The following is a 20,688-nucleotide window of genomic DNA, read 5'->3' on the forward strand; positions in this document are numbered from 1 at the left end:
AAGGAGCCTTTTTGAAAATTAAAATTAATTCAAATCAGGCATCTCGCGGGTGAATGATGGAATTCCTGTTACGTCCATACCTGTAATTAACAGATGAATGTCATGTGTTCCCTCGTAGGTCACTACTGACTCAAGGTTCGCCATGTGACGCATCATAGAATATTCGGAAGTGATTCCCATTCCACCGTGGATCTGACGAGCCTCACGGGCAATATTTAATGCGATCTCAACATTGTTTCTTTTTGCCATTGATATCTGAGCCGAAGTTGCTTTACCTTCGTTTCTCAATTGTCCCAGGCGCAATGTCAATAATTGAGCTTTTGTAATTTCCGTAATCATTTCAGCTAACTTCTTTTGAATTAACTGGAAGGCTCCGATAGGAACATTGAACTGCGTTCTTTCCTTTGAGTAACGAAGAGCCTGATCGTAACAATCCATAGCTGCTCCCAAAGCTCCCCAGGCAATACCGAATCGAGCGGAATCAAGACAGCTCAACGGAGCGCCTAGTCCGCTTCTTCCCGGAAGAAGATTTTCCTTTGGTACTTTAACGTTTTCAAAGATCAACTCTCCTGTAGATGAAGCGCGAAGTGATAGTTTTCCGTGCATTTCCGGAGTTGAGAATCCTTCCATACCGCGTTCAACAACCATTCCCCAAATTCGTCCTTCCTCATTTTTCGCCCATACAACAGCGATATCAGCGAAAGGAGCATTCGAAATCCACATTTTGGCTCCGTTCAACAGGTAATGATCTCCCATGTCCTTAAAATTGGTAATCATTCCTGCCGGATTAGAACCATGATCAGGTTCTGTTAATCCAAAACACCCCATCATTTCTCCGGTTGCCAGCTTAGGCAAGTATTTTTTCTTTTGTTCTTCTGTTCCGTATTTCCAGATTGGGTACATCACAAGAGAACTTTGAACTGAAGCAGTAGATCTAAGACCTGAGTCACAACGTTCCAGTTCCTGCATGATCAATCCGTAAGAAATCTGATCCAGACCCGGGCCTCCGTATTCTTCAGGGATATAAGGTCCAAACGCACCAATCTCACCAAGACCCTTCAATAAATGAGAAGGGAAAGTAGCTTTTTCATAATGCTCATCTATAATAGGAGAAACTTCCTTTTTCACCCATGCACGGGCAGCGTCACGGATCATTTTGTGTTCTTCCGTCAACAAATCATCCATGTTGTAATAATCCGGATGCGTATATAAATCAGTTTTCATTTCTTCATTTTTGAAATTCCACGACAAAACTAATATAAATTTTTCATAGGTACTTCTTACATACTGAAGGAAGAAATGAATTTTGCATGCAAAAATGTCTGATTATGAAAAGGCCATATCCGGGAGCGGAAGATGCATATAATATAATCAAGATTATACTACCTTTGCTAACACATGTTTGATATACTGACATACGATCATGATATGTGGCCTCTTTTTGAGGCCGTTCAAAGAAATGAAGGAACACAGGCAATCATTAATTACGGCATTTTCTTTGCGTTAATTCTTATCTCTGTTGCAAAATTTGTCCGTCCGGAGATTTTCTCCGCCCTGTTTCGTATTCTGATCAGAAATAATTCCATTAATCAGGTTATCCGGGAGAATTACGGAGTCGTTCATTTTTCGGATTTTTTGTTACTCATTAACTTTTGGCTGGTCACTTCCATGGGGAGTCTTTTGTTTTTCGGGGGTATTAATATACCCTTTTTTGTACATCTTTTGTGGCCGATTGCTGTTCAATTGTTCTTTATGATTCCTCTTGTACTGGTAGGTTTTGTGACGGGCAAAAAAAGTGTCATTCGGGAGAATGGATTTAACCTCGTTTTGCTGCCGCAGCTACTAGGCTTGTTGCTTTTGCCAATTGTTGTGATCGGACACCTGAACAGTTCACTGATCGTGCCTGCCGGATGGGCCTTTTTCGTGTGTAACACACTGTTTATTTTGTTTATAAATATCCGGGCGATATTTTTTGGTTTACAGCAAGGTATTCCGTTGTATTATATTATTTTGTACATTTGCACCCTCGAAATTCTGCCATTCAATGTGTTTTTTGATGCGTTTATGGCAGATCGGATTTTGAATATGTTGAACCATTAAAACTAGGGAAAATTGAGTATCAAAACGATTTTGGTTTCTCAGCCCAAACCAGAGGGTGACAAATCGCCGTATTTTGACCTGGCTGAAAAGTACAAGCTGAAAATTGATTTCAGACCTTTTATACACGTGGAAGGTGTTGGAGCGCAGGAATTCAGACAACAACGTGTCAACCTCGCGGATTTTACTGCTGTTATCTTAACCAGTAAGACAGCCGTTGACCATTACTTCAGAATCGCTGAAGAAACCCGGTTTACTGTTCCTGATTCTATGAAGTATTTTTGTATTTCCGAAGCTGTAGCTTACTATCTTCAGAAGTACGTTACTTACCGAAAGAGAAAGATCTTTTTTGGGAAGCAGACTATCAATGATTTGATCGATCTTTTCAAAAAGCACAAGGATGAGAAGTATTTACTTCCGTGTTCGGACATTTTACGAGAACGTATTCCGGATACACTAGATGAGCAGGGAGTGAAGTACACTCGGGCTGTTTTGTACCGAACGGTTGCTTCTGACTTGTCAGATTTAGATGATGTAAAGTATGATATGTTGGTTTTCTTTAGTCCTTCGGGAATTGAGTCTTTGTTCAAGAATTTCCCTGACTTTAAGCAAAACGAAACAAGGATAGCAGCATTTGGACCAACTACAGCAAGTGCGGTTCTGAAGCATAATCTTCGTTTAGATGTTCATGCTCCTCAGCCGGAGTCTCCTTCAATGACAATGGCTATTGAAAAGTACGTGGAGGCAGCAAAGAAAAAGAAGAAATAAACGACACGTATATTATAACAGAAAGGGCGGAAGTATTACTTCCGCCCTTTCTGTTTAAGGTCTTGGCTTGACAATTGTTGTTGATGATCTGTTTCCGGGTGATCGGGTTCCAGAAGAACTTCCGCCACTACCTCTTTGAGGTGCTGTAGTGGGGGAGGTCGTTTGGGGACGTGAAATGGTTGTTCCCGAAGGCTTTCGAATTACACCCGGAGTGGTTGAGGTTGGTGTGTCGTCCGTTTCAGGACTTTCTTCCTGTTGTGAATCCGAAGTACAATGCCCGTCAAACTGGCTATTGGGAACCCACTCTCCGTATCCCGGACCATCTGTACTTGAGTTACATCCGGATTTAATCCAAACGCCTTTGATACACTTTCCTGAATTTGCTCCTGTTCCGGAAAGGGTTCGGATTCTTCCGGATAAGTTCTCAAATTTCTGCGTTGTTTCATCCGAAAATTTGAGAACAACATTAGAAATGCTCTTGTCACTTGAAACAGTTACGGTTTGGTGTGCATTACGGAAAGTAGCATTTACTTTTGGAAGACAATCATTTTCAATAGACGAACTGTTTGACTGTCCTGAACCGTTGCTATTTCCGTTTGTATTTCCAGTCGTTTCACAAGGACTTTGTGGTCTGTTGTTTCCATTCCCGCTACGAGGAGCTGTCGATGATTCAATACAGATTTGCCAATGTCCCATTGATCCCGGATGACTATTGCTTACCCGTACATTCAGATTTCCTGTGAACAGATAATATCTTCCACTTTGAATAGGGTATGATGCACCATTAACCGTTGCATCTGCTCCACCTGCAATCGGCAAGAAATAAGCACTGCTTGCTGGTCCCTGGTAGGAGAAATTCGGATTGGATTGCAAATCATCACGTGTAAATGTGCCCGAAGGAGTTATCAGACAGAATTGCCAGGTTGAATTACCCGGGTTGAACCGCGGTCCGCATGGCTTGTCTGTATTACACTGTCCGTTGAATGTTGTGTTGGGCGTCCACGTTCCATATCCCGGTCCGTCATTGCTGGAGTTACATCCTGACTTAATCCAAACTCCGATAATGCATTTTCCTTCCTGTGTTCCGGTTCCTGCAAACGTTCCTGTATTTCCGGAAAGGTTATCAAATTTTTGTGTGGTATTGTCGTGGAACTTCAAGACTACATTAGAGAGGTCTTTTGTGCTGGATACTTGTACAGATACATGATTTGCTGCGAACACAGCTCCTGTTTCCGGCATACAATTTCCGGTGTTATCCTCCCTTTTCTGACGAATGATTCGGGAGGACTGATCCGTACCTGCTTCATTGCTTGCTACAAAACGCACCTCATATACAGGATGTGTATTGTCAAAAGTCAATGGAAGCGTAAAATTAAGCTGTCCACCGGATAAAGAAGGATTGTATTGAGCGAAATCCGCATTATTCACATAGCACTGCACCTGGTTTAATGAGGAAATATTCGTTATATAACCGGTAACGGTGTACTGTGTTCCGGTAATGATATACGGAGTAGTCACCGGATTGGTAAATGTGATTACCGGAGGTTGTATGATAACCGGCTCCGAATAAATGACTGTTTTTGTATCTGAACTACTTCCTGCCGTATTTGTAGCACTTACCACGACGACATTGGCTCCTTCTACCCAGTTTTGTGAGAAACTCACCTGATTCAGCGAAGCGTTATAAGCAAAATTACGCGGAGCACCGTTGATAGTGACAGTTATTTGTGAAGAGTTGCTTACATTTTCAACAGTGGCGACAATGGTCATTGACGGGGTTGTTGTGTGATGCGGATTTTCTTCAGGGATTATGATATCAACTGTAGGAGGGAGTACGGTAACGGGTTTTTTATAAATAACCTGATACGTTTCAACATCCTTTCCACACTCGTTTGTGGCTGTAACGATGATTGTATTATTTCCTTCGGAAAGTGTAATTGTTGAACTAAAAATCTCCGTCATTGTATTCAGGTTGAAGTTAACCGGAGTACCATTGTGATTGACGACAATTTGTCGGGGAGAGCTTATGTTTTCAACGTTTCCACTAATATTAAACGACGGAGAACTGGTAACATTTCCTGCAGGTACATTACTGGTTAAATTCCATACGGGAGGTGTACAGCGTACATACTCGATGTTCCAGAATACACTGGCTGCACCACATTTGTTTTCTGCAATTACACGTATCGTGTTGTTGCCTTCTGATAAAGGTATCGTTGCAGTTACAAGGTGACGTGCGGGGTCATAAATAAAGGCCTGACTTTCCTGTCCGTTGATGTTGAGCGTGATCTGTCCGCTTTCCGTAATATTCAGAAGAGAGGCTGTTATACTGATTTGTCCTTCCTGAATCTGTGCAGTGGTATTTACCGGATTCACCCTGCTTGCCTCGGGAACAAAACAAGGTTCCTGAACTGGTGTGTATTTTACACTAGTAGAAATTCTGGAAGAACCACATTGGTTTGTTGCCAGTATTTCAATGTTGTTCATCCCTTCAGTTAGTGTGAAGGTTCCTGCCAGTTGACCGGTTGTAGCAGCAAAATTTAGATTGTTTTGCGGCAGTCCGTTTAAGAGAACTGTGATATCATTAACGGAGGAAACTCCGGTCACTTGTGCGGCAAAACGTACCGATTGATTTTCGCTCGTACTATTCTGCTGCGGTTGATTTATTGTTATCACCGGTTTATTACACGGAGTTACTTCCCGTTTGTAAATAACGGTTGCTGTTTCAGTATCGCTTCCCGCTTCATTGGTCCCTGTTACTTCAAATATATTGTTTCCGGGAACCAGATTGGTGGTGAAGAATACTTGTTTGGATATACTTGTAAATGTGTACAGATCAGGAGTGATGATAACTCCATTATGACGGATTCGGATTTGTCCTTTATTAGCAACGTTCAGAACGGTTGCCTGCATATTGTATGCTTGTTGTGTAACTGTCTGTGGTGAAGAAGCCGGGTTGACGAAAGTAACCACAGGCGGTTGTTGTTGGATAATACGTTTGTAGACAATCGTTTGTACGTCTTCAGCATATCCGGAAGTAGTAGACGCCACAACTTTTACAAGGTTGGAACCTATATTCAGGGGAGCGTTAAAACTTACCTGATGTGTATTTCCGTCATAGAAGAAAGAAGTCAGTTGTGTCGCGTTGACAAAGACCGAAATTTCTTGTTGAGAATTTACATTCAATACGGTAGCCTGTACCTGTGCTGTAGGTGTGCTTGTTTCAGCAGGGTTTCCAACGGGGAATGTGATGTCCACAACAGGTGGTTTAACCGGATTATATTGGCGATAGATGATAGTCGTTGACTTTTCATCGTATCCGGCCGAATTGGTTCCCCGAACGGTAATGGTATTGGCGCCATTTACTAATCCTGTTTGCAGAAAGACCTCCTGAGACGAATTACTGTAAGTAAAATTCGTCGTAGGAATGCTGTTTACCCAAACACTTATTTGTCGCTGACTGGTTACATTTTGTACGCGTGCCCGTACTCCGTAATTCGAAATGGTAACCGTTTTCGGATTTTCGAACGGATCGAGGAAAGTTACGATTGGAGGATACTCAACAACAGCTTTTCTGTATATAATAGTTGTTGATTTTTCAGCTGTTCCTGCTTCATTACTTCCTTTTATCTGGACAATATTAGCTCCTTCAATCAGATCTGTAGTAAACGAAACCATGTTATTGGCGGTATTGTACTCAAATTGGTGTTGCCCTAACAATCTGCCGTTAACCAGTACGGAAATATTGGTTTTCTGTTCGACATAAAGAACGGTTGCCAGTATAGAAGCTCTTTGCTGGTCTACAGTAATGGGTGAACTGGCAGGATTGATAAAATTAACTACCGGAGGTTGTCTCAAACGAGGTCGTTTCCGAATGATAATCGTTTGCTTACTATCTGTTCCTGCCTGATTGATTCCTGTCAGAACAACGCTATTGTTGCCCTCAACAAGAGAAAGTTGGGCTGTAACAGCTTTTGATGTAGGATTGAACGTAAATGTACTGATGTTGGTGCCGTTCAGAGAAAGTGTTATCTGATTTTTGGTATCCACATTCAAAACCTGAGCAGCAAGAGGGAAAACAGTAAGTTCTGTTTCGTACGGACTTTGCGGAGGGTTTTGATAACTAACAATAGGAGGAGTTATCTGTGGTGTTTCAAGAATAAGAATTCTATTGTCTTCTGCACTTCCGCATGCGTTGGTAGCAAGTATTTCCAAAATGTTCTGTCCGGGTGAAAGAACTACATTACTCTGAAAACGATCCGTTGCCGGATCATACGTAAAGTTCGTGTTGTACTGACCGTTGATTTTAAAAGCTACCTGATGTGCACCTTCGATATGAGTTACCGTTGCTCTGAATAGGAATGATTGATTCTGTACTGAGTAATTTGTTCGCGCTGGATCTGTGATAGCTACGGTTGGTGTCAGACAATTTCCGCCGGGTGTAGTTGGGGTGAGGTTGTCTACCGGTGTTTCTGTCGTTTGTTCATTTTCCTCTTTGGGGAATTTTTTCTTTCCTTTTCGCAGGTTAAACTTCAGATAAATTCCTGTGTAGTGATATATATCATTGGATCCGCTGGGGTTTCCTGATTTATCATAATTCTTTCCGTCCCAAAGATCCGTTCTGGTAAATGTAGTTTTATGCTCTACACCAACCTGAAATCGAGGTCCAACCTGATACCCGATTCCCAATCCCACACTGGGCATCCAGGAAACGTTATACCCCGTCTTGGTGCTTCCGTCAAGAGGCGTGTCGTACGTTGCATCCTGAAGATTATTGATAACAGTATTTGAATAATCACCATTCAATGATGTGTAATCGTACATATAGGCTGTAGAATCGGTATTGTTTAACACGTTGGAATAGGTCTGCCACCAATTCAGTCCGATTCCTCCAAAAAGATAGAGGTCAAGTCCTGTACGTTCACGCAGACGATTCGCATGAATAGCCAGTTCGAGTGCTATTCTGTGCTGGTCGGTTTGGAAATTACGCACAATAGTAGCTGTGTCGGGTTTGTAGTAATTTACCTGCGGGTAGGCAGATCCACTTAGCGAAGCATCATTCGGAGATACTATCGACAGGTCGTTGTCCTGACCAATCCAGAATCCACGAAGATAGCGCAACCGGACATCAAAACTTACGGGAGTTCCATAGTTGTAATTGAAAGATCGACCGACCATAAATCCCCAACCCAATTGGGTCTTGTTTTTCACATCAGAGGTGTGCCAGATTGCCCCGGCATTTAGGCCGATAAACCATTTGGAATCTGTTTCGTACTCCGTAAAAACGCGTTGAGCAGATAAAGTGTTTAGCACAAAGACAGCTAAAAACAGTGCGTAAATTTTTTTCATACGTAGTTTTTTTGAACAAACCTGTTAATACATTTTTCATGCCAATTTTGTTCATTACCATGCAAATGTATGGATAACTGAATGGAAATTTATAGTTTTACATACCATTTTAGTAATGAAATACGTAATTTTCTGCATATCTGTTTTCTTTCTGATCTCTTCTGTTTATTCACAAGAGGATTATAACCAATGTAGTAATGCAGATACACTTTGTCCGCAGGAAACCGTTCGTGTCAACAACTATAATGCGAACATTACTTTCTGTCCTTCCTGTGAAGATGATTTTACTACTTGCTTTACACCGCTGAATACGATTTGGTTTGTTTTCAGAACGAATGCAACGGGGGGAGATGTAACCGTTTCGGGAACGAATCTTCTTTTTGATAATTCCGTTAATAACACAAACAATTCGTTGAGTATTGCAGTACTTGAAACTTCTGTTCCATGCAATGCTGCCAGTTATGTGCAGTTGGGTTGTTTAACGGATCAAAACGGGGCGTTTAATCTTCCGATAACAGGACTTGCACCTGATTCGGAGTATTACATTGCCTTAACAGGTACGATGGTTGGCGCAGGAGCTATTGACCCCAGTCAGTTTGAACTTGATTTGCAGGTTGCAGGACCGGGAGTGAACCGTCCGGCTTCTTCGATTGCTTTGGTTGCCTCCAACACTATATTTTGCAAGGGACAAACCGTTAATCTGAGCGTAGATACTACACTATGTCCCGAACCCGCTTCAGTAAACTGGTACCGGAATGGTGTATTCTGGTTTACTTCCGTCGGGACAGAAATTATTACGGCCGAGATAGAAGACGATGATATCATTCGCGCGGAAACAGCTTGCTATGAAGATTGTCCGGTAGCGGTAACGAGTGGAGACATCCAGTTCACAGTGCTGGAATTTATTATAGATGCCGGATCGGATCTGGATATCTATGCAGGAGAGTCCGTAAAGTTGAACGGTTATACAGATGGGGCAAATTTTTATTGGGAACCGGCAATCTGGCTCAGTGCAACAGATGTTCTGGATCCGATTGCTTTTCCGGAACAAACGACCACATTTTTTCTTACGGCAACTAATGGAGTGTGTGAATTAACAGACGAAATGGTCATAACAGTTACAAGTGACCTTCTAATTCCGGATGTTTTTTCCCCGAATGGAGACGGAATTAATGACACCTGGGAAATCAAAGGCGCCTCCCGTTATCCGAATATGCGAATAGAGGTGTATGATAAATGGGGGCAAAGGGTTTTTGAAAGTGTCAGTTACAACGAAGAAAAATTCTGGGATGGAACATTCAACGGCAAGTTGTTGCCTACATCGACTTATTACTATGTGATCTCACTAAATGAGCAGGGGCCGAATGATACGGTATATAAAGGGGCAGTGACAATTGTACGATGAGACGATTTTTAACCATACAACTAGTAATTTTTCTTTTGTTTACTGTTCGGGTATCCGGCCAGCAGATGCCTCAGTATTCTCAATTGCCTTTTCATCAGTTTTCACTGAATCCGGCGTTAGCAGGAATAAATACGTGTGTGGATATGCGTATTTTGTACCGGCAGCAATGGATCGGGGTTCCACAAGCTCCGTCCGGTGGTTTTTTCACCTTGTCGGCGCGTGTTGGAGGGAAAAAGAGAAAGTACATGGGGGCTTACCATGGAGTCGGACTCAAATTCGAGCGCGAAGCGTTTGGTCCGTTTGCACATAATCGTTTACAGTTTGCCTATGCGTTACATATTCCCTTAAAAAAGGAGCTTACCCTTTCGATGGGAGCTTATGCAGGAATTGATAATATGACTTTTGATGCATCGCGTGTGACTTCGATCGATCCGGATCCTGCAGTGCAGACCTCCTCTTTTTCCTTTTTGGGACCGGATGCTTCGTTCGGAACCTGGTTAACAGGAAAGCATTTCTTTGTTGGGGCTACCCTGCAGAATTTAATTCCTTTGGATTACCCGATTGGTTATGAAGCATCCAAGAGACTACATTTTTATCTCAATGGGGGTGGTCAGATAAAACTGAATGATGCCGGACTAAGTCTTTTACCTGTAGCTACTTTTCGCTTTCCACCTGCCGGGCCTATTGGGATAGATCTTCATGCCCTTCTTGATTTTCGGAATACGTTTACATTCGGAGTCGGATACCGGAAACAGGAATCGGTTTTGTTCCTGGCGCGGGTTAAGTTCTTAGGTTATTTTACGGTTGCGTACTCGTTTGATCTCATTACGAACAAATTAAAGGGGAGCATGGGGCATACGCACGAATTGTCGATCGGAATTACTACCTGCAAAAAGAAAAGTACACAATCTGACGTTTGCCCGGTGTTTGAGTAGAGTTGTTAAAGCCGGGTTGTGTATAAGAAAGGTTTCACCTCTTCCCGGAGAACCTTTAATTCTTGTTACTTTGTAAAAAAGTCAAGATCATGAAAAGAAATTTGGGGTTACTACTGGTGGGGATGCCGCTTTTCTTTGCTTGCGTTCCTTCAAAGAAGTATAACGAATTGTTGGAAAAAGAACGCGTTTGTGCTGAGGAGCTGGCGAAGTATAAGTCGATGGCAATAGAGAATGAGGCGAAGTATAAAGATCTGGAGGTTGTGTCCGAAAATCTGAAGAAAGATGTCAGCGCATTGAAAAGTGATACGACTGAGTTGGGGCAGCAATTCAGATCGTTGCAGGCAGAATATGATAAGGCAACTGAACTGAATATTATTCTGGAGAAGAAGTTTGACGAGAACCGGTCACTCAGTGCGGCACAAACGGCTCGTTTGCAGGCTGAACTGGAATCAAAAGCATTGGAAGTACAGCGAAAAGAAGACGCACTGCGGGAGCTTGAAGCCGAATTAATTGAAAAGCAAAGATTATTGGCGCAACGTGAAGCAAGAGTGAACGAGCTGGAAGAATTAATTGCAAAAAAGGACTCAGCCGTAAAAGCATTAAAAGAGCGTGTTGCAAAAGCACTACTAGGGTTTGAAGGAAAAGGTCTTACTGTGGAGGAAAGAAACGGTAAGGTGTATGTTAGTCTTGAGGCCAAGTTGTTATTTGCTTCCGGTTCAACGCGTGTCGAGTCGGAAGGAAAACGGGCACTGGTTGATCTGGCAAAAGTGCTGGAAACAACAGAAGATATTGAAATTGTCGTAGAAGGTCATACAGATACCGATCGTTTGGCAAGTTCAAGTCATCCGAAGAATAATTGGGAACTCTCTGTTCTCCGTTCCACTTCGGTAATTGATATTATTCTGAATAATTCATCCGTAAAACCGGAGATTTTAACTGCTGCGGGTCGTTCGGAATACCACCCTGTGGATGAGAATGACAAGGCAAAGAATCGTCGGATTGAGATTATTATAGCGCCGAATCTTGATCAACTGTTCGAAATTCTGAACAGTGACGAGTAATTAGAAAAAGCAAATCACAAAAAAAGGGCGGTTAATTAACCACCCTTTTTTAATTTCTTTATCCCGATTGTATAATCTCTTATTTGAGTTGGTTCGGGTTATTCGCTGCCTCGGCATTAAATTTCGCCTGGTAACGCAACCAGTAGAAAAGTCCGAAAAAACCAAGAGCGATAACTGCATAATTAAAAGAGTTACCGATAACGTCAAAAATTTGCAACGTCCACTGTAACAAGTCAGCAATTCCGTTGAATACTACAGATGAATTCATAACCTAAAATATTTGCTCCAAATGTAATGAATAATTTCTTTTCTGTGATGTATATTCGCAGAAATGATACGACTTTTTAAATCGAACCAGCCATTGGCTGTTTTATTGTTTCCGGTATTGGCAATGGTGATGAGTGGTGTTTTTCTCATGTACCAGGAGATTCCGCAAGAGCTGGATTTGGGCGTGTGGGGGAATTATCCTTCTCCGGATATCATCTGGCTTACGGTCATTTCTGCAGTTACCGTATCTTTTAATGCTTATCTCATTAACAATACATTTAACTCGAATGATTTCCTTGAACGGAACACCTACGTTGTGGGATTCGTCTATATCGTCGGATGTTTTACGATCAGTATTGTTGATAATCCGGGGGTACTTCTTTTCCACTTTTTTGATATCCTGAGCATTCGCCAGTTGTTTTTTGTTCGTCAAAATGAAGACGCCAGAAGGGCGATATTCAACGGAGCATTATTACTTGGTATTGGGTTGAGTTTCTTCCCGCATGCTTTTCCGTTATTACTTTTCCCTTTCTTTACTCTGATAGTTATTCGTCCGTTTGTATGGCGGGAGTACGCCTTGATTTTTTTGGCATACGTGAGCGTGTTGGCCTATATTATCACTTACGAACACTACTATCCTTCAGGAAACTTTATTCATCATTTTTGGGAGCAGAACTCAGGGTTCTCCTGGTCGCTTATCAGCCTTATTCAGTTTTCTGCCTGGGTTTTACTTTTGTTGGTTTCCTTTTTTGTGATTAACAAAAAGATCATCAGAAGTGGTTTGCGGTTCAAGCGTTTAATTACATTGTCCTGGATTTCTGTCTTGCTATTGATCTTTTCCGAGTTTATCCATTTTCTGAATATCAAAGAATATGTAATGATCAGTCAGGTAGGTACTACTTTTCTGGTTGCGACCGGAATTTCATTGGCCCGCGTCCCTGCTGTTTATAACATTTTACTGTATTTTTTACTCCTGTTTGCAATTTACATACAGGTAGGTTTGAAATTCTTCTGAAAGAATTGACTATTTTTGCAGTGAATTATTCCTTTTCATGATGAAAAGGGTGTTAGCAAACAGGGTATTGCCCTTTAAATGAGATAAAAGATGAAATTTGGTGTTGTAACTTTTCCCGGATCAAATTGTGATGAAGACATGGTATATGTACTTGAGACGAAGCTTGGACAAAAAGTAGAGCGTCTCTGGCATAAAGATACTGATCTGAAAGGAGTTGATTTTGTTGTTCTTCCGGGAGGTTTCAGCTATGGTGACTATTTGCGTTCCGGAGCCATTGCACGTTTTTCCCCTATTATGACTGAAGTGATCAAACACGCAGAAAAAGGCGGATATGTGATGGGGATTTGTAACGGTTTCCAGATTCTTTGTGAATCAGGTTTGTTGGAAGGAGCATTGTTACACAATAACAACCAAAAGTTTATTTGTAAGAATGTCTTATTGAAGCCTGTTTCCGAGTCAGCACCAATTACTAAAGGGTTAGAGGACAAGGCGTACAAAATTCCTGTTGCACACGGTGAAGGACGATTCTTCGCGCCGGATGAAATGTTGAAAAGCATCTGGGATAATGACCAGGTTTTGTTTCAGTATGTAAACGAAGAACTTGCTGCTACTCCTGAATCGAATCCTAACGGAGCGTTGGATAATATTGCCGGAATTACCAACAAAGGAAAAAATGTGTTCGGAATGATGCCACACCCTGAACGTGCTGCTGATTCTGAATTGGCGAATACAGACGGAAAGCTGATTTTTGATTCGCTTCTTAAGTTCTGTTAATCCTCATTCACTTCTCCTGATTCTGAGGAGTTTCCTGTTTCTTCTTTCTGCTCATCCGGGTTTTCTTCTTTTGGAGTAGAGAACTCAAGAGTTACTCTGTTTTCCCAGTTGGCGCGAAGTGTAATCGGATCTCTGAACCACAGGCAGTTTTCAGGCTGAATTTTATCTTTATACGATCCGGTGTCCCATTGACCGTTGCGGTTGTCATCCCGTACGAACTGGACAATATAACTCCCGGGTTCCAGATACGAAAACGTATAGAGTGTATCTTCCGGATTGTATACCATTTCCTCGGCAATGAGGTTTTTATCGTTGAACAGGCGCAATACCATTGGGCGATCAGGGCGATCTTTCAAAACAAGTTCAAGAACTGAGTAGTTTTTTTCTTCCTTCCGCTGAAAACGTACGACTACAGTGTCCTCCAGTTTTCGGTCATAGAAATCAGTTGCAAATTCCGGTAGCCATGTTATTTCATAAGGTTCTCCGGGAGTGAAATCTCCGTCTATAACCAGAGTAGATGGTTCCTGAAAAATGCTTTTAACATGTACACGGTTTGTGTCCTTATCTACCACAGAGAGTAAACTGGTATCGAAATCTTGCAGAGGCACTGTTGAAATGAGTTGTAAGGTATCAAAAATTCCCAACCGGTTTTCGCGGGCAAGATTTGTCTTCAACGTGAAAGGCTCTGAAAAAGAAGATCTCTTTAGAAATAATCGTGCGCTGAGACTGGTATCCGGCCAGTTGATGTCAACGCTGTACGAATTGAGTTCTTCCGCTTTGATCCAGAGGTAAACCGAATCTGTTTTTTCCGTTTCCTGCAAAAGAAAATCAATAGGAACTGAATCCTTTTTTACAACAAAATCCGCGTCGGTAAATTCCCGGGTTGCGGTTAACAGAATTTTCCCGGGGGCTGTGATCTCTTTTGTCAAGAGGCGCATACGTTTCTCAAATGTCGGGAAGATGAACAAGGTATCTGTATTTGCCGTAGTGTCGATTTGTATGGTGTGCGAAAGAAAAGCGACCGGGTCGGCTTTCCCGGGTCGAAGAGTAGTCGTCGAGCCACTAAAAGCAAACACTTCAAATTCTCCCTCTGCGAGGTACGAAAATTTAGCAATCCCCTGTTGATTTGTCTGGGAAAAGTATTTCGGTTTATGCAAGTATGGATCTAAGGTATCCGAAGGGGTGTAAAGACCAACCAGAACTTCTGACACAGGCACTCCCTGTTCGGCATCGATAACAACGGTGGAATAGGTGAGTGAGTCGATAATAGGTCCCGTTGCGAATACATAATTCATGATGCTGTCATTTCCCTCACTGTAATCCTGTATGGCGCGGTTAAAGTAAAAGGAATACGTTGTATTCGAATCGAGTTGGGATTTAGACAGATCAATGATCAGGTCTTTCCCCTTGATTTTATATTCGGGTCGGGGTTTGATTTCCGGTACAACAACAATATTTGCAGTGGGATTATTCAGGCGGATAAATTCCGTAAAGGGAATCCGTATTTTTTCGGGTACTGTATTGACGGATGCGTGGGGAGGGGTAATGCCTGCACTGTCAGGTACGGGTGCAGCCATGTCTCTTGGACCTCCTTCCAGCGGAACCATTTGTGCACATCCGGCAAAAAACAAAATCAGTAAGACGGGTACTAAAAAACGAATCAATCCCATTTGCGTTCTGCCAATCGGCAAATTTTACTTAGTTCACGAACATCTATTGCATCAAATTCATTGAGTCTTTCGCTGTCAATATCAAGAACACCCACTACCTGTGCATTCTTAAAAAGCGGAAGTACGATTTCCGATCGGGAAAGTGAACTACAGGCAATATGTCCCGGAAACGCATCCACATCAGGTACGACCTGTACAGCGGCAGTTTCCCAACATGTTCCACAAACCCCTTTACCTTTTGCAATACGTGTACAGGCAACTGTTCCCTGAAAAGGCCCGAGAACCAGTTCGTTTTCTTGTACGCGGTAGAAACCGACCCAAAGAAAACCGAACATCTCTTTTAGTGCAGCTGAAATGTTTGCGAGATTGGCAATTGTATCCTCTTCACCTTCGAGTAATGCTTCCAGTTGCGGGTATAGAGAATCATAGCGTTGCTGTTTGGTTCCCTCTACGATATCTAAATCTTCTGCCATGTTTCAAAAATAATGCTTTATCCCGTGAAGATAGCGAAAAAAGCGATTGTATATTTCAGACAAAAAGGGCTGAAGCGATATAATCTGCCTTTAATTTTCCCTGTTGGGTTAACCGTATTGTATTTCCGGATTGCTGCATGTCTCCCGCTTGTATAAAATGATCCATTTCATTACGAAAGGCATCTGTCAGTGGAAGCGCAGCAGAAAGTTGTTGCAAATTCACTCCCCAGATTGTTCGCAGTCCGGTGAGCAATAATTCGTTAAAGCGGTTTTCGGGAGAAAGCGCTTCTTTTTCAGGTGTATGCTCTCCGGATTGTACAGATTGTATATAGCGCGTATTATTCGCAGGATTCCAAAATCTGTTTTCTCCGTCATAGCTGTGTGCTGAAGGACCAATTCCAAGATACTTTCTGTTCTTCCAGTAATTGGAGTTGTGTTTGGCGTATTGTCCGGGAAGGCAAAAATTGGAAATCTCATAGTGTTCATATCCTTTTTCCCGCAAGGTTTGGATTAGCAGTTCAAACTGCTCTGCCTGGGTGTCCTCATCCGGGACATGGATTTTATTAGTTCCTACCAGATGGTGCAGTGTTGTTTTCGGTTCTACGGTCAGACAATAGGCGGATATGTGGGGAACGTTCAGATCCGTTAGTTTGCAAATATGCTCTTTCCATTCCGCTTGAGAGAGATTGGGAAGTCCGTACATCAAATCTACAGTGAGGTTGGTGAAACCAAATTCCTGTGCTTTGCGAATGGCGGATTCTCCTTCTTCTACAGAATGTGCCCGGTTCATCCATTGCAGATCCTGTTCTCGGAATGACTGCAACCCTATACTCAGTCGGTTGATGCCTGCTTTTTTCCAGCCCGTCAGATTTTCTTCCGTGATGTCATCCGGGTTGGCTTCCAGCGTGATTTCTTCGACGGTATCGGTCGAGATATTCTGATGAACAGTAGTAAGAATGGTTTCCAGTTCCTCGGGTGTCAGCAAACTGGGCGTTCCTCCTCCGAAGTAGATCGTTGTTACCAGTTCTCCGGAGAAGAAATCTGGGCTCCGCATCTGAATTTCATTGCAAAGTGCTGCAATCATTTCTTTCCGGTACGATTCAAAAGTCGTGGAGAAATGAAAGTCACAATAAGTACATTTCTTTTTACAGAAAGGTATGTGGATATAGATGCCTGCCATGTTATGATTATTTTAACAAAAATAAATTTTATTCGTTGAACAACTTTTGTAATTTGCCTCCAAATTATAAGAGTATGAAGTACAGAAATAAACAAGAGCAGGTCAATCATGAGCTGGAGCAATTTCTGACTACACTCAGAAGTTTAATACCCCGGTATTCGGAACTGGTAGGAAAGCAAGAGTTGAGTGAGGAGGAGCTGACGGAATTAGGAGAGCTGGAATACTTTCTGATTGAGGTGAATGCACGTATCTCAGATCTGAAAATGATTCTTGATCACGATCTTTTTGGTCTTTCACTGGATCGGTATTATCAATTGAAAGAGAAAGCCCGAAACGGTGATGTATCTGCCAAACTTAAGATGGACAGAATGCGTGAAACCTTTAACGAGTCTTTCAGAATGAAATCAGTAATTCACTGGAATTAATCATTAAAGACTTCTTCAAGCACTTCGACCGATTTCGGGAAGTGAAATCCATTGATGTGTGTAGCGTAATACCTGAGCATTAGTCGCAACAACCTGTTCCTGAGTTTTCCGTTTAAACTGTATTGTAATACGATGTCTTTAGGGGCTGAAAAAAACCGGGACACTATCCGGATGTGTTCACCTGTTTCGTAATTTCCTGATGTACTCTCTGCCCGGTCTGCTATGATCCCTTCGTCCGGGTAGAAAAAACCGGCATCTGGTGAATTGACCTGCGGTTCTATACCAATCCACCGTGTCAGTTCCGTTGTAAACCAAAGCGGGTAATTGGCTTCAAATGGAGCCAGATCCAATTCGTGAATTTCCGCCGCCAGAAAAAGAAAAAAATCTTCTTCCTGTTCACTTTCCTGTTTTGTTACATTGTACAATAGTTCGGCCAGGTAAAATGCTGTCGCTGATTTGTAAGGATGACTGTGTATCGACGTGAAAACGAACTCAGGAGAAGCAGCGGAAATTTTAGCCAAATCCGAACCGGGTCGTTCATAAAATTCGATTTCCAGTAAGGTAAGGGGCTGGAGTATATTCCCGTGTTTTTTTTTCCCTCCCTGAAAGATAAATGTACGAAGTCCGGATTGTCTGCACAGAAGTGTCAGAATAAGACTGGTCTCCGAGTAATTGATTTTACGCAGAAGAATTGCCTGGTCTTTGGTTTTCATAATCAGTTAATGAAAACGACTTTTCCTACTTTTCTTCCTTTGCCTGAGGGATCAGCGGTCCAGATCAGATAGACTCCCGATTTAGCGCGTTCACCTTGTAAGGTTTTCCCGTTCCAGGTAGCTGTTCCTCCGTTGGATTGCGTCTGATAGACCAGATTCCCTCCCGAATCAGTCACTTTTACATCCGAGTTATAAGCGAGTCCCTGAATCGTAACCGGTCCTGCGAAATCCGGTCGTACAGGATTGGGAAACACTTTTACCGAATTAAATTCAGGATCACCTTCCGAGGCATCACTCCTAAAGGAAACCAATCCTTTATCGGTGGCAAAAAAGACTTCACCGGTATTCTGGTCAATTGCGATATCCAGAATGTTGTTTGAGATCAACGAGCTGTTTTCTGCCGTAAAGCGGTAAATCTCTTCTCTTCCGTCCGGAGAAAGCAGGAATACACCCGAAGCTTCGGTTCCGATCCATTTTCGGTTTCCTCCGTCAATCACGATTTTAGTAATGACACTTTCTCCTAATAGAATTTCAACAAATTCATCCACCTGAATCAGGATCTGTTGGGCGTCGTATTGTCCGGCAGTTGCTTCCGTGATATTATCAGCACTGTAAAGAATTGCCAACCCTGCTTCGGTTCCGAACCAGATGTCGTTGTTATAATCCACACAAATGGATCGGACAATATTGGAAGGAAGGTTACCCAACCCTTCTCCCATCGTCAGTCGCTTAAAGGAGTCGTCCGATGGATCTTCTATCGTTCCGTTATCATTGAATGCAACAACTCCGGATCCGGAGGCAGCGACCCATTTTATACCATTGAAGTCAATTGCCAGATCAGTAATTGCTTTGGATTTCATCGGAGCACCGAGATCAAACTCGTACCAGGCATTGTCTTTTGTTTTTACTTTCAGGGGAAGGTTCGAATACGACTGAGCGATCCACAAATTGGAATTGTTATCAAAAAACACTTCGGGTACGGCGTACATGTTATTTCCCAATGTGGTCAGTTCAAGCGGAGAGTTATTCTCATCAAACCACGCGGCAATATTTTGTCCGTCTGTCACTTCAAACAGACCCCGTCCGGATTGTGTGCCAAAAGCAACGTGATCAATATTATTCGGATCTATGGAAACACTTAAAATGTCCCAGGTGTTGACGGTCATTTCCGGTTGGTTCATCAAGTTGATGCCGATCCACTCTTCGTCTTCGAAAAGATATACTCCTGCAGTGTTGTAGGTAGCCTGATTTCCGGACAACCCTCCTCCTGCGATGGCAAGTTTGCCCCCTTCCCAGGTTAGTCGGTAATAACTGTTACTGGAAGGTCCGGGAATGCGTATTTTTTCGTGGCTGAACGAGTTTCGGGCCTTCACCAGTCCGTTGTTGTTGTCGGCGATGTAATAATCTTCTCCCGGCTTTACTGCGTTGTTGGGATAGACATATTCGCCTTCGCTGTATTGAAAGACAATATCTATCTGGTTAAAATCGGCATCCATTTCGTACAGTGTTCCTTCCGTGCTGATCAGGAGATTTTCACCCGAAAGCGATACGGATTTAATTTCCTTGTCTAAAAGTGGGTTGAACGGAGAAAATGTACTGCCTTCCTGGATAAACAACGTGTCTTCGAAATTGGTGTCACTGTCAAATTGTAACAACAATTGGCCGTTTTTATTCAGCAAACTGTGATAGTTACCCCCTGATGCGGTAGGAATAAGTGTGTAATCATTCCACTGGGTATAATCGGCGAGGGCGATGTTATTTTTATTTCCGTACCGCACACGGTCTCCGGCCAGTGCAAAGATGGTATCTCCCTTAAAGGCAACATCCATGATCGCGGTAGTAGTGGGAAAAGGGAAATAGGTGTCCCGAACTTCCTGCTTAACAGGGTCAAATTTGATAATCCCCACGCCCGTAGCTGCATAAACAAAGCCATCCGAAGAGGTGAAGGTGTTGTATCGTTTGTTTCCGGACATATTTGCTAAAAGAAGTGCCGGAATATTGTAAACTGTATTGTTTTTGATCAAATCAAGATTTCCGTTGGCATAACCGATGAATAGCGTCTGGCTTGTTGCGTCATAATGTACTGTGGATAAGTCAATGTCAGAAAGGTTGTTTGCTGCGGTCCACAAGTATTTTTCAACACCATCAATTTCGCGTTCCAGAAGCCCGTTTTCCAGTGCGGCGTATACATGCGTCGAGGAAGCGGTGATATCAATTGCCTTTCCCGGAGGAGTGAAAAGACGCCATTCTCCCATGGGAGTCTGACCAAAAAGAGCGGGGGTCATCACCCAACCGAAAAGAAAGAAGAAAACCAGAATTTTCCGCATAATCAATAATTAATCAAATATGGAACGAACAAATATCCGAATTATTGAATAAATGAACCGGATAATTCCGGAAATAAGCAGGATGAGGTTGAAGAATATTTTTGTTTTGATGGATTCGTATTTTTATTACCTTTGCGCTTTATAAGTCAAAAATGGCCCCGTGGCGCAACTGAATAGCGCATCAGATTTCGGCTCTGAGGGTTGCAGGTTTGAATCCTGCCGGGGTCAC

At 42.5% G+C, this 20,688-nt stretch carries 16 protein-coding genes and 1 tRNA gene; 9 read left to right on the plus strand and 8 right to left on the minus strand.

Translation table 11 applies throughout. The annotated features are described in order from the left end of the window. Nucleotides 1–24 precede the first annotated feature (24 nt). On the minus strand, nt 25–1,224 hold the full coding sequence (locus AC4PL9_RS09970) for an acyl-CoA dehydrogenase family protein (RefSeq protein WP_491604605.1): 1,200 nt from the start codon (nt 1,222–1,224) through the stop codon (nt 25–27). 174 nt (nt 1,225–1,398) lie between these two features. Here AC4PL9_RS09970 and AC4PL9_RS09975 point away from each other — a divergent pair, with 174 nt between their 5' ends. Together AC4PL9_RS09975 and AC4PL9_RS09980 are read left to right on the plus strand one after the other, a co-directional pair. Next, a complete protein-coding gene (locus AC4PL9_RS09975; RefSeq protein WP_491604606.1) occupies nt 1,399–2,100 on the plus strand; it encodes a DUF4271 domain-containing protein in 702 nt (233 codons plus the stop codon). Nucleotides 2,101–2,112: 12 nt separating this feature from the next. Then, a complete protein-coding gene (locus AC4PL9_RS09980) occupies nt 2,113–2,865 on the plus strand; it encodes a uroporphyrinogen-III synthase (RefSeq protein WP_491604607.1) in 753 nt (250 codons plus the stop codon). A 54-nt stretch (nt 2,866–2,919) separates the two neighbouring features. Here the strand turns inward: AC4PL9_RS09980 and AC4PL9_RS09985 are convergent, their stop codons facing one another. Then, the gene (locus AC4PL9_RS09985; protein ID WP_491604608.1) at nt 2,920–8,214 is read right to left on the minus strand and encodes a hypothetical protein; all 5,295 of its coding nucleotides are present in this window, start codon (nt 8,212–8,214) and stop codon (nt 2,920–2,922) included. Nucleotides 8,215–8,329: 115 nt separating this feature from the next. Between AC4PL9_RS09985 and AC4PL9_RS09990 the strand changes: the two genes are divergently transcribed. From AC4PL9_RS09990 to AC4PL9_RS10000, 3 genes are all read left to right on the plus strand, one after another. Beyond that, nucleotides 8,330–9,619 (plus strand): T9SS type B sorting domain-containing protein, encoded by a 1,290-nt coding sequence (locus tag AC4PL9_RS09990; protein WP_491604609.1) that lies wholly within the window; start codon nt 8,330–8,332, stop codon nt 9,617–9,619. After that, nucleotides 9,616–10,554 (plus strand): PorP/SprF family type IX secretion system membrane protein, encoded by a 939-nt coding sequence (locus AC4PL9_RS09995; RefSeq protein WP_491604610.1) that lies wholly within the window; start codon nt 9,616–9,618, stop codon nt 10,552–10,554. The genes AC4PL9_RS09990 and AC4PL9_RS09995 overlap by 4 nt, the downstream gene beginning before the upstream one ends. Before the next feature lie 89 nt (nt 10,555–10,643). Next, on the plus strand, nt 10,644–11,615 hold the full coding sequence (locus AC4PL9_RS10000; protein ID WP_491604611.1) for an OmpA family protein: 972 nt from the start codon (nt 10,644–10,646) through the stop codon (nt 11,613–11,615). Nucleotides 11,616–11,694: 79 nt separating this feature from the next. Here the strand turns inward: AC4PL9_RS10000 and AC4PL9_RS10005 are convergent, their stop codons facing one another. Next, nucleotides 11,695–11,883 carry a hypothetical protein gene (locus AC4PL9_RS10005; RefSeq protein WP_343785692.1) on the minus strand — a complete coding sequence of 63 codons (189 nt, stop codon included), beginning with the start codon at nt 11,881–11,883 and terminating at the stop codon, nt 11,695–11,697. Between the two features lie 63 nt (nt 11,884–11,946). On the opposite strand from AC4PL9_RS10005, the gene AC4PL9_RS10010 reads away from it, so the two are divergent. Together AC4PL9_RS10010 and purQ are read left to right on the plus strand one after the other, a co-directional pair. Continuing rightward, nucleotides 11,947–12,897 (plus strand): hypothetical protein, encoded by a 951-nt coding sequence (locus tag AC4PL9_RS10010; protein ID WP_491604612.1) that lies wholly within the window; start codon nt 11,947–11,949, stop codon nt 12,895–12,897. Nucleotides 12,898–12,987: 90 nt separating this feature from the next. Further along, on the plus strand, nt 12,988–13,671 hold the full coding sequence (gene purQ, locus AC4PL9_RS10015) for a phosphoribosylformylglycinamidine synthase subunit PurQ (RefSeq protein ID WP_491604613.1): 684 nt from the start codon (nt 12,988–12,990) through the stop codon (nt 13,669–13,671). On the opposite strand, the gene AC4PL9_RS10020 is transcribed toward purQ, so the two are convergent. From AC4PL9_RS10020 to hemW, 3 genes are read right to left on the minus strand one after another with little or no spacing between them, the layout of a single operon-like run. Next, on the minus strand, nt 13,668–15,341 hold the full coding sequence (locus AC4PL9_RS10020) for an Ig-like domain-containing domain (protein ID WP_491604614.1): 1,674 nt from the start codon (nt 15,339–15,341) through the stop codon (nt 13,668–13,670). The genes purQ and AC4PL9_RS10020 overlap by 4 nt on opposite strands. Then, a complete protein-coding gene (locus tag AC4PL9_RS10025) occupies nt 15,332–15,814 on the minus strand; it encodes a GAF domain-containing protein (protein WP_491604615.1) in 483 nt (160 codons plus the stop codon). The genes AC4PL9_RS10020 and AC4PL9_RS10025 overlap by 10 nt, the downstream gene beginning before the upstream one ends. Before the next feature lie 55 nt (nt 15,815–15,869). Then, a complete protein-coding gene (gene hemW / locus AC4PL9_RS10030) occupies nt 15,870–16,994 on the minus strand; it encodes a radical SAM family heme chaperone HemW (protein ID WP_491604616.1) in 1,125 nt (374 codons plus the stop codon). 74 nt (nt 16,995–17,068) lie between these two features. Between hemW and AC4PL9_RS10035 the strand changes: the two genes are divergently transcribed. Then, nucleotides 17,069–17,419, plus strand: a complete 351-nt coding sequence (locus AC4PL9_RS10035) for a hypothetical protein (RefSeq protein ID WP_491604617.1) — start codon at nt 17,069–17,071, stop codon at nt 17,417–17,419. Here the strand turns inward: AC4PL9_RS10035 and recO are convergent. Beyond that, nucleotides 17,416–18,132, minus strand: a complete 717-nt coding sequence (gene recO / locus AC4PL9_RS10040) for a DNA repair protein RecO (protein ID WP_491604618.1) — start codon at nt 18,130–18,132, stop codon at nt 17,416–17,418. The genes AC4PL9_RS10035 and recO overlap by 4 nt on opposite strands. 2 nt (nt 18,133–18,134) lie before the next feature. Further along, nucleotides 18,135–20,459, minus strand: a complete 2,325-nt coding sequence (porZ, locus tag AC4PL9_RS10045; RefSeq protein WP_491604619.1) for a type IX secretion system anionic LPS delivery protein PorZ — start codon at nt 20,457–20,459, stop codon at nt 18,135–18,137. 154 nt (nt 20,460–20,613) lie between these two features. Between porZ and AC4PL9_RS10050 the strand changes: the two genes are divergently transcribed. After that, nucleotides 20,614–20,687: transfer RNA gene (locus AC4PL9_RS10050), tRNA-Arg, on the plus strand. The last annotated feature ends 1 nt before the right edge of the window (nt 20,688 follow it).

The sequence above is a fragment of the Wandonia sp. genome (assembly GCF_984588085.1).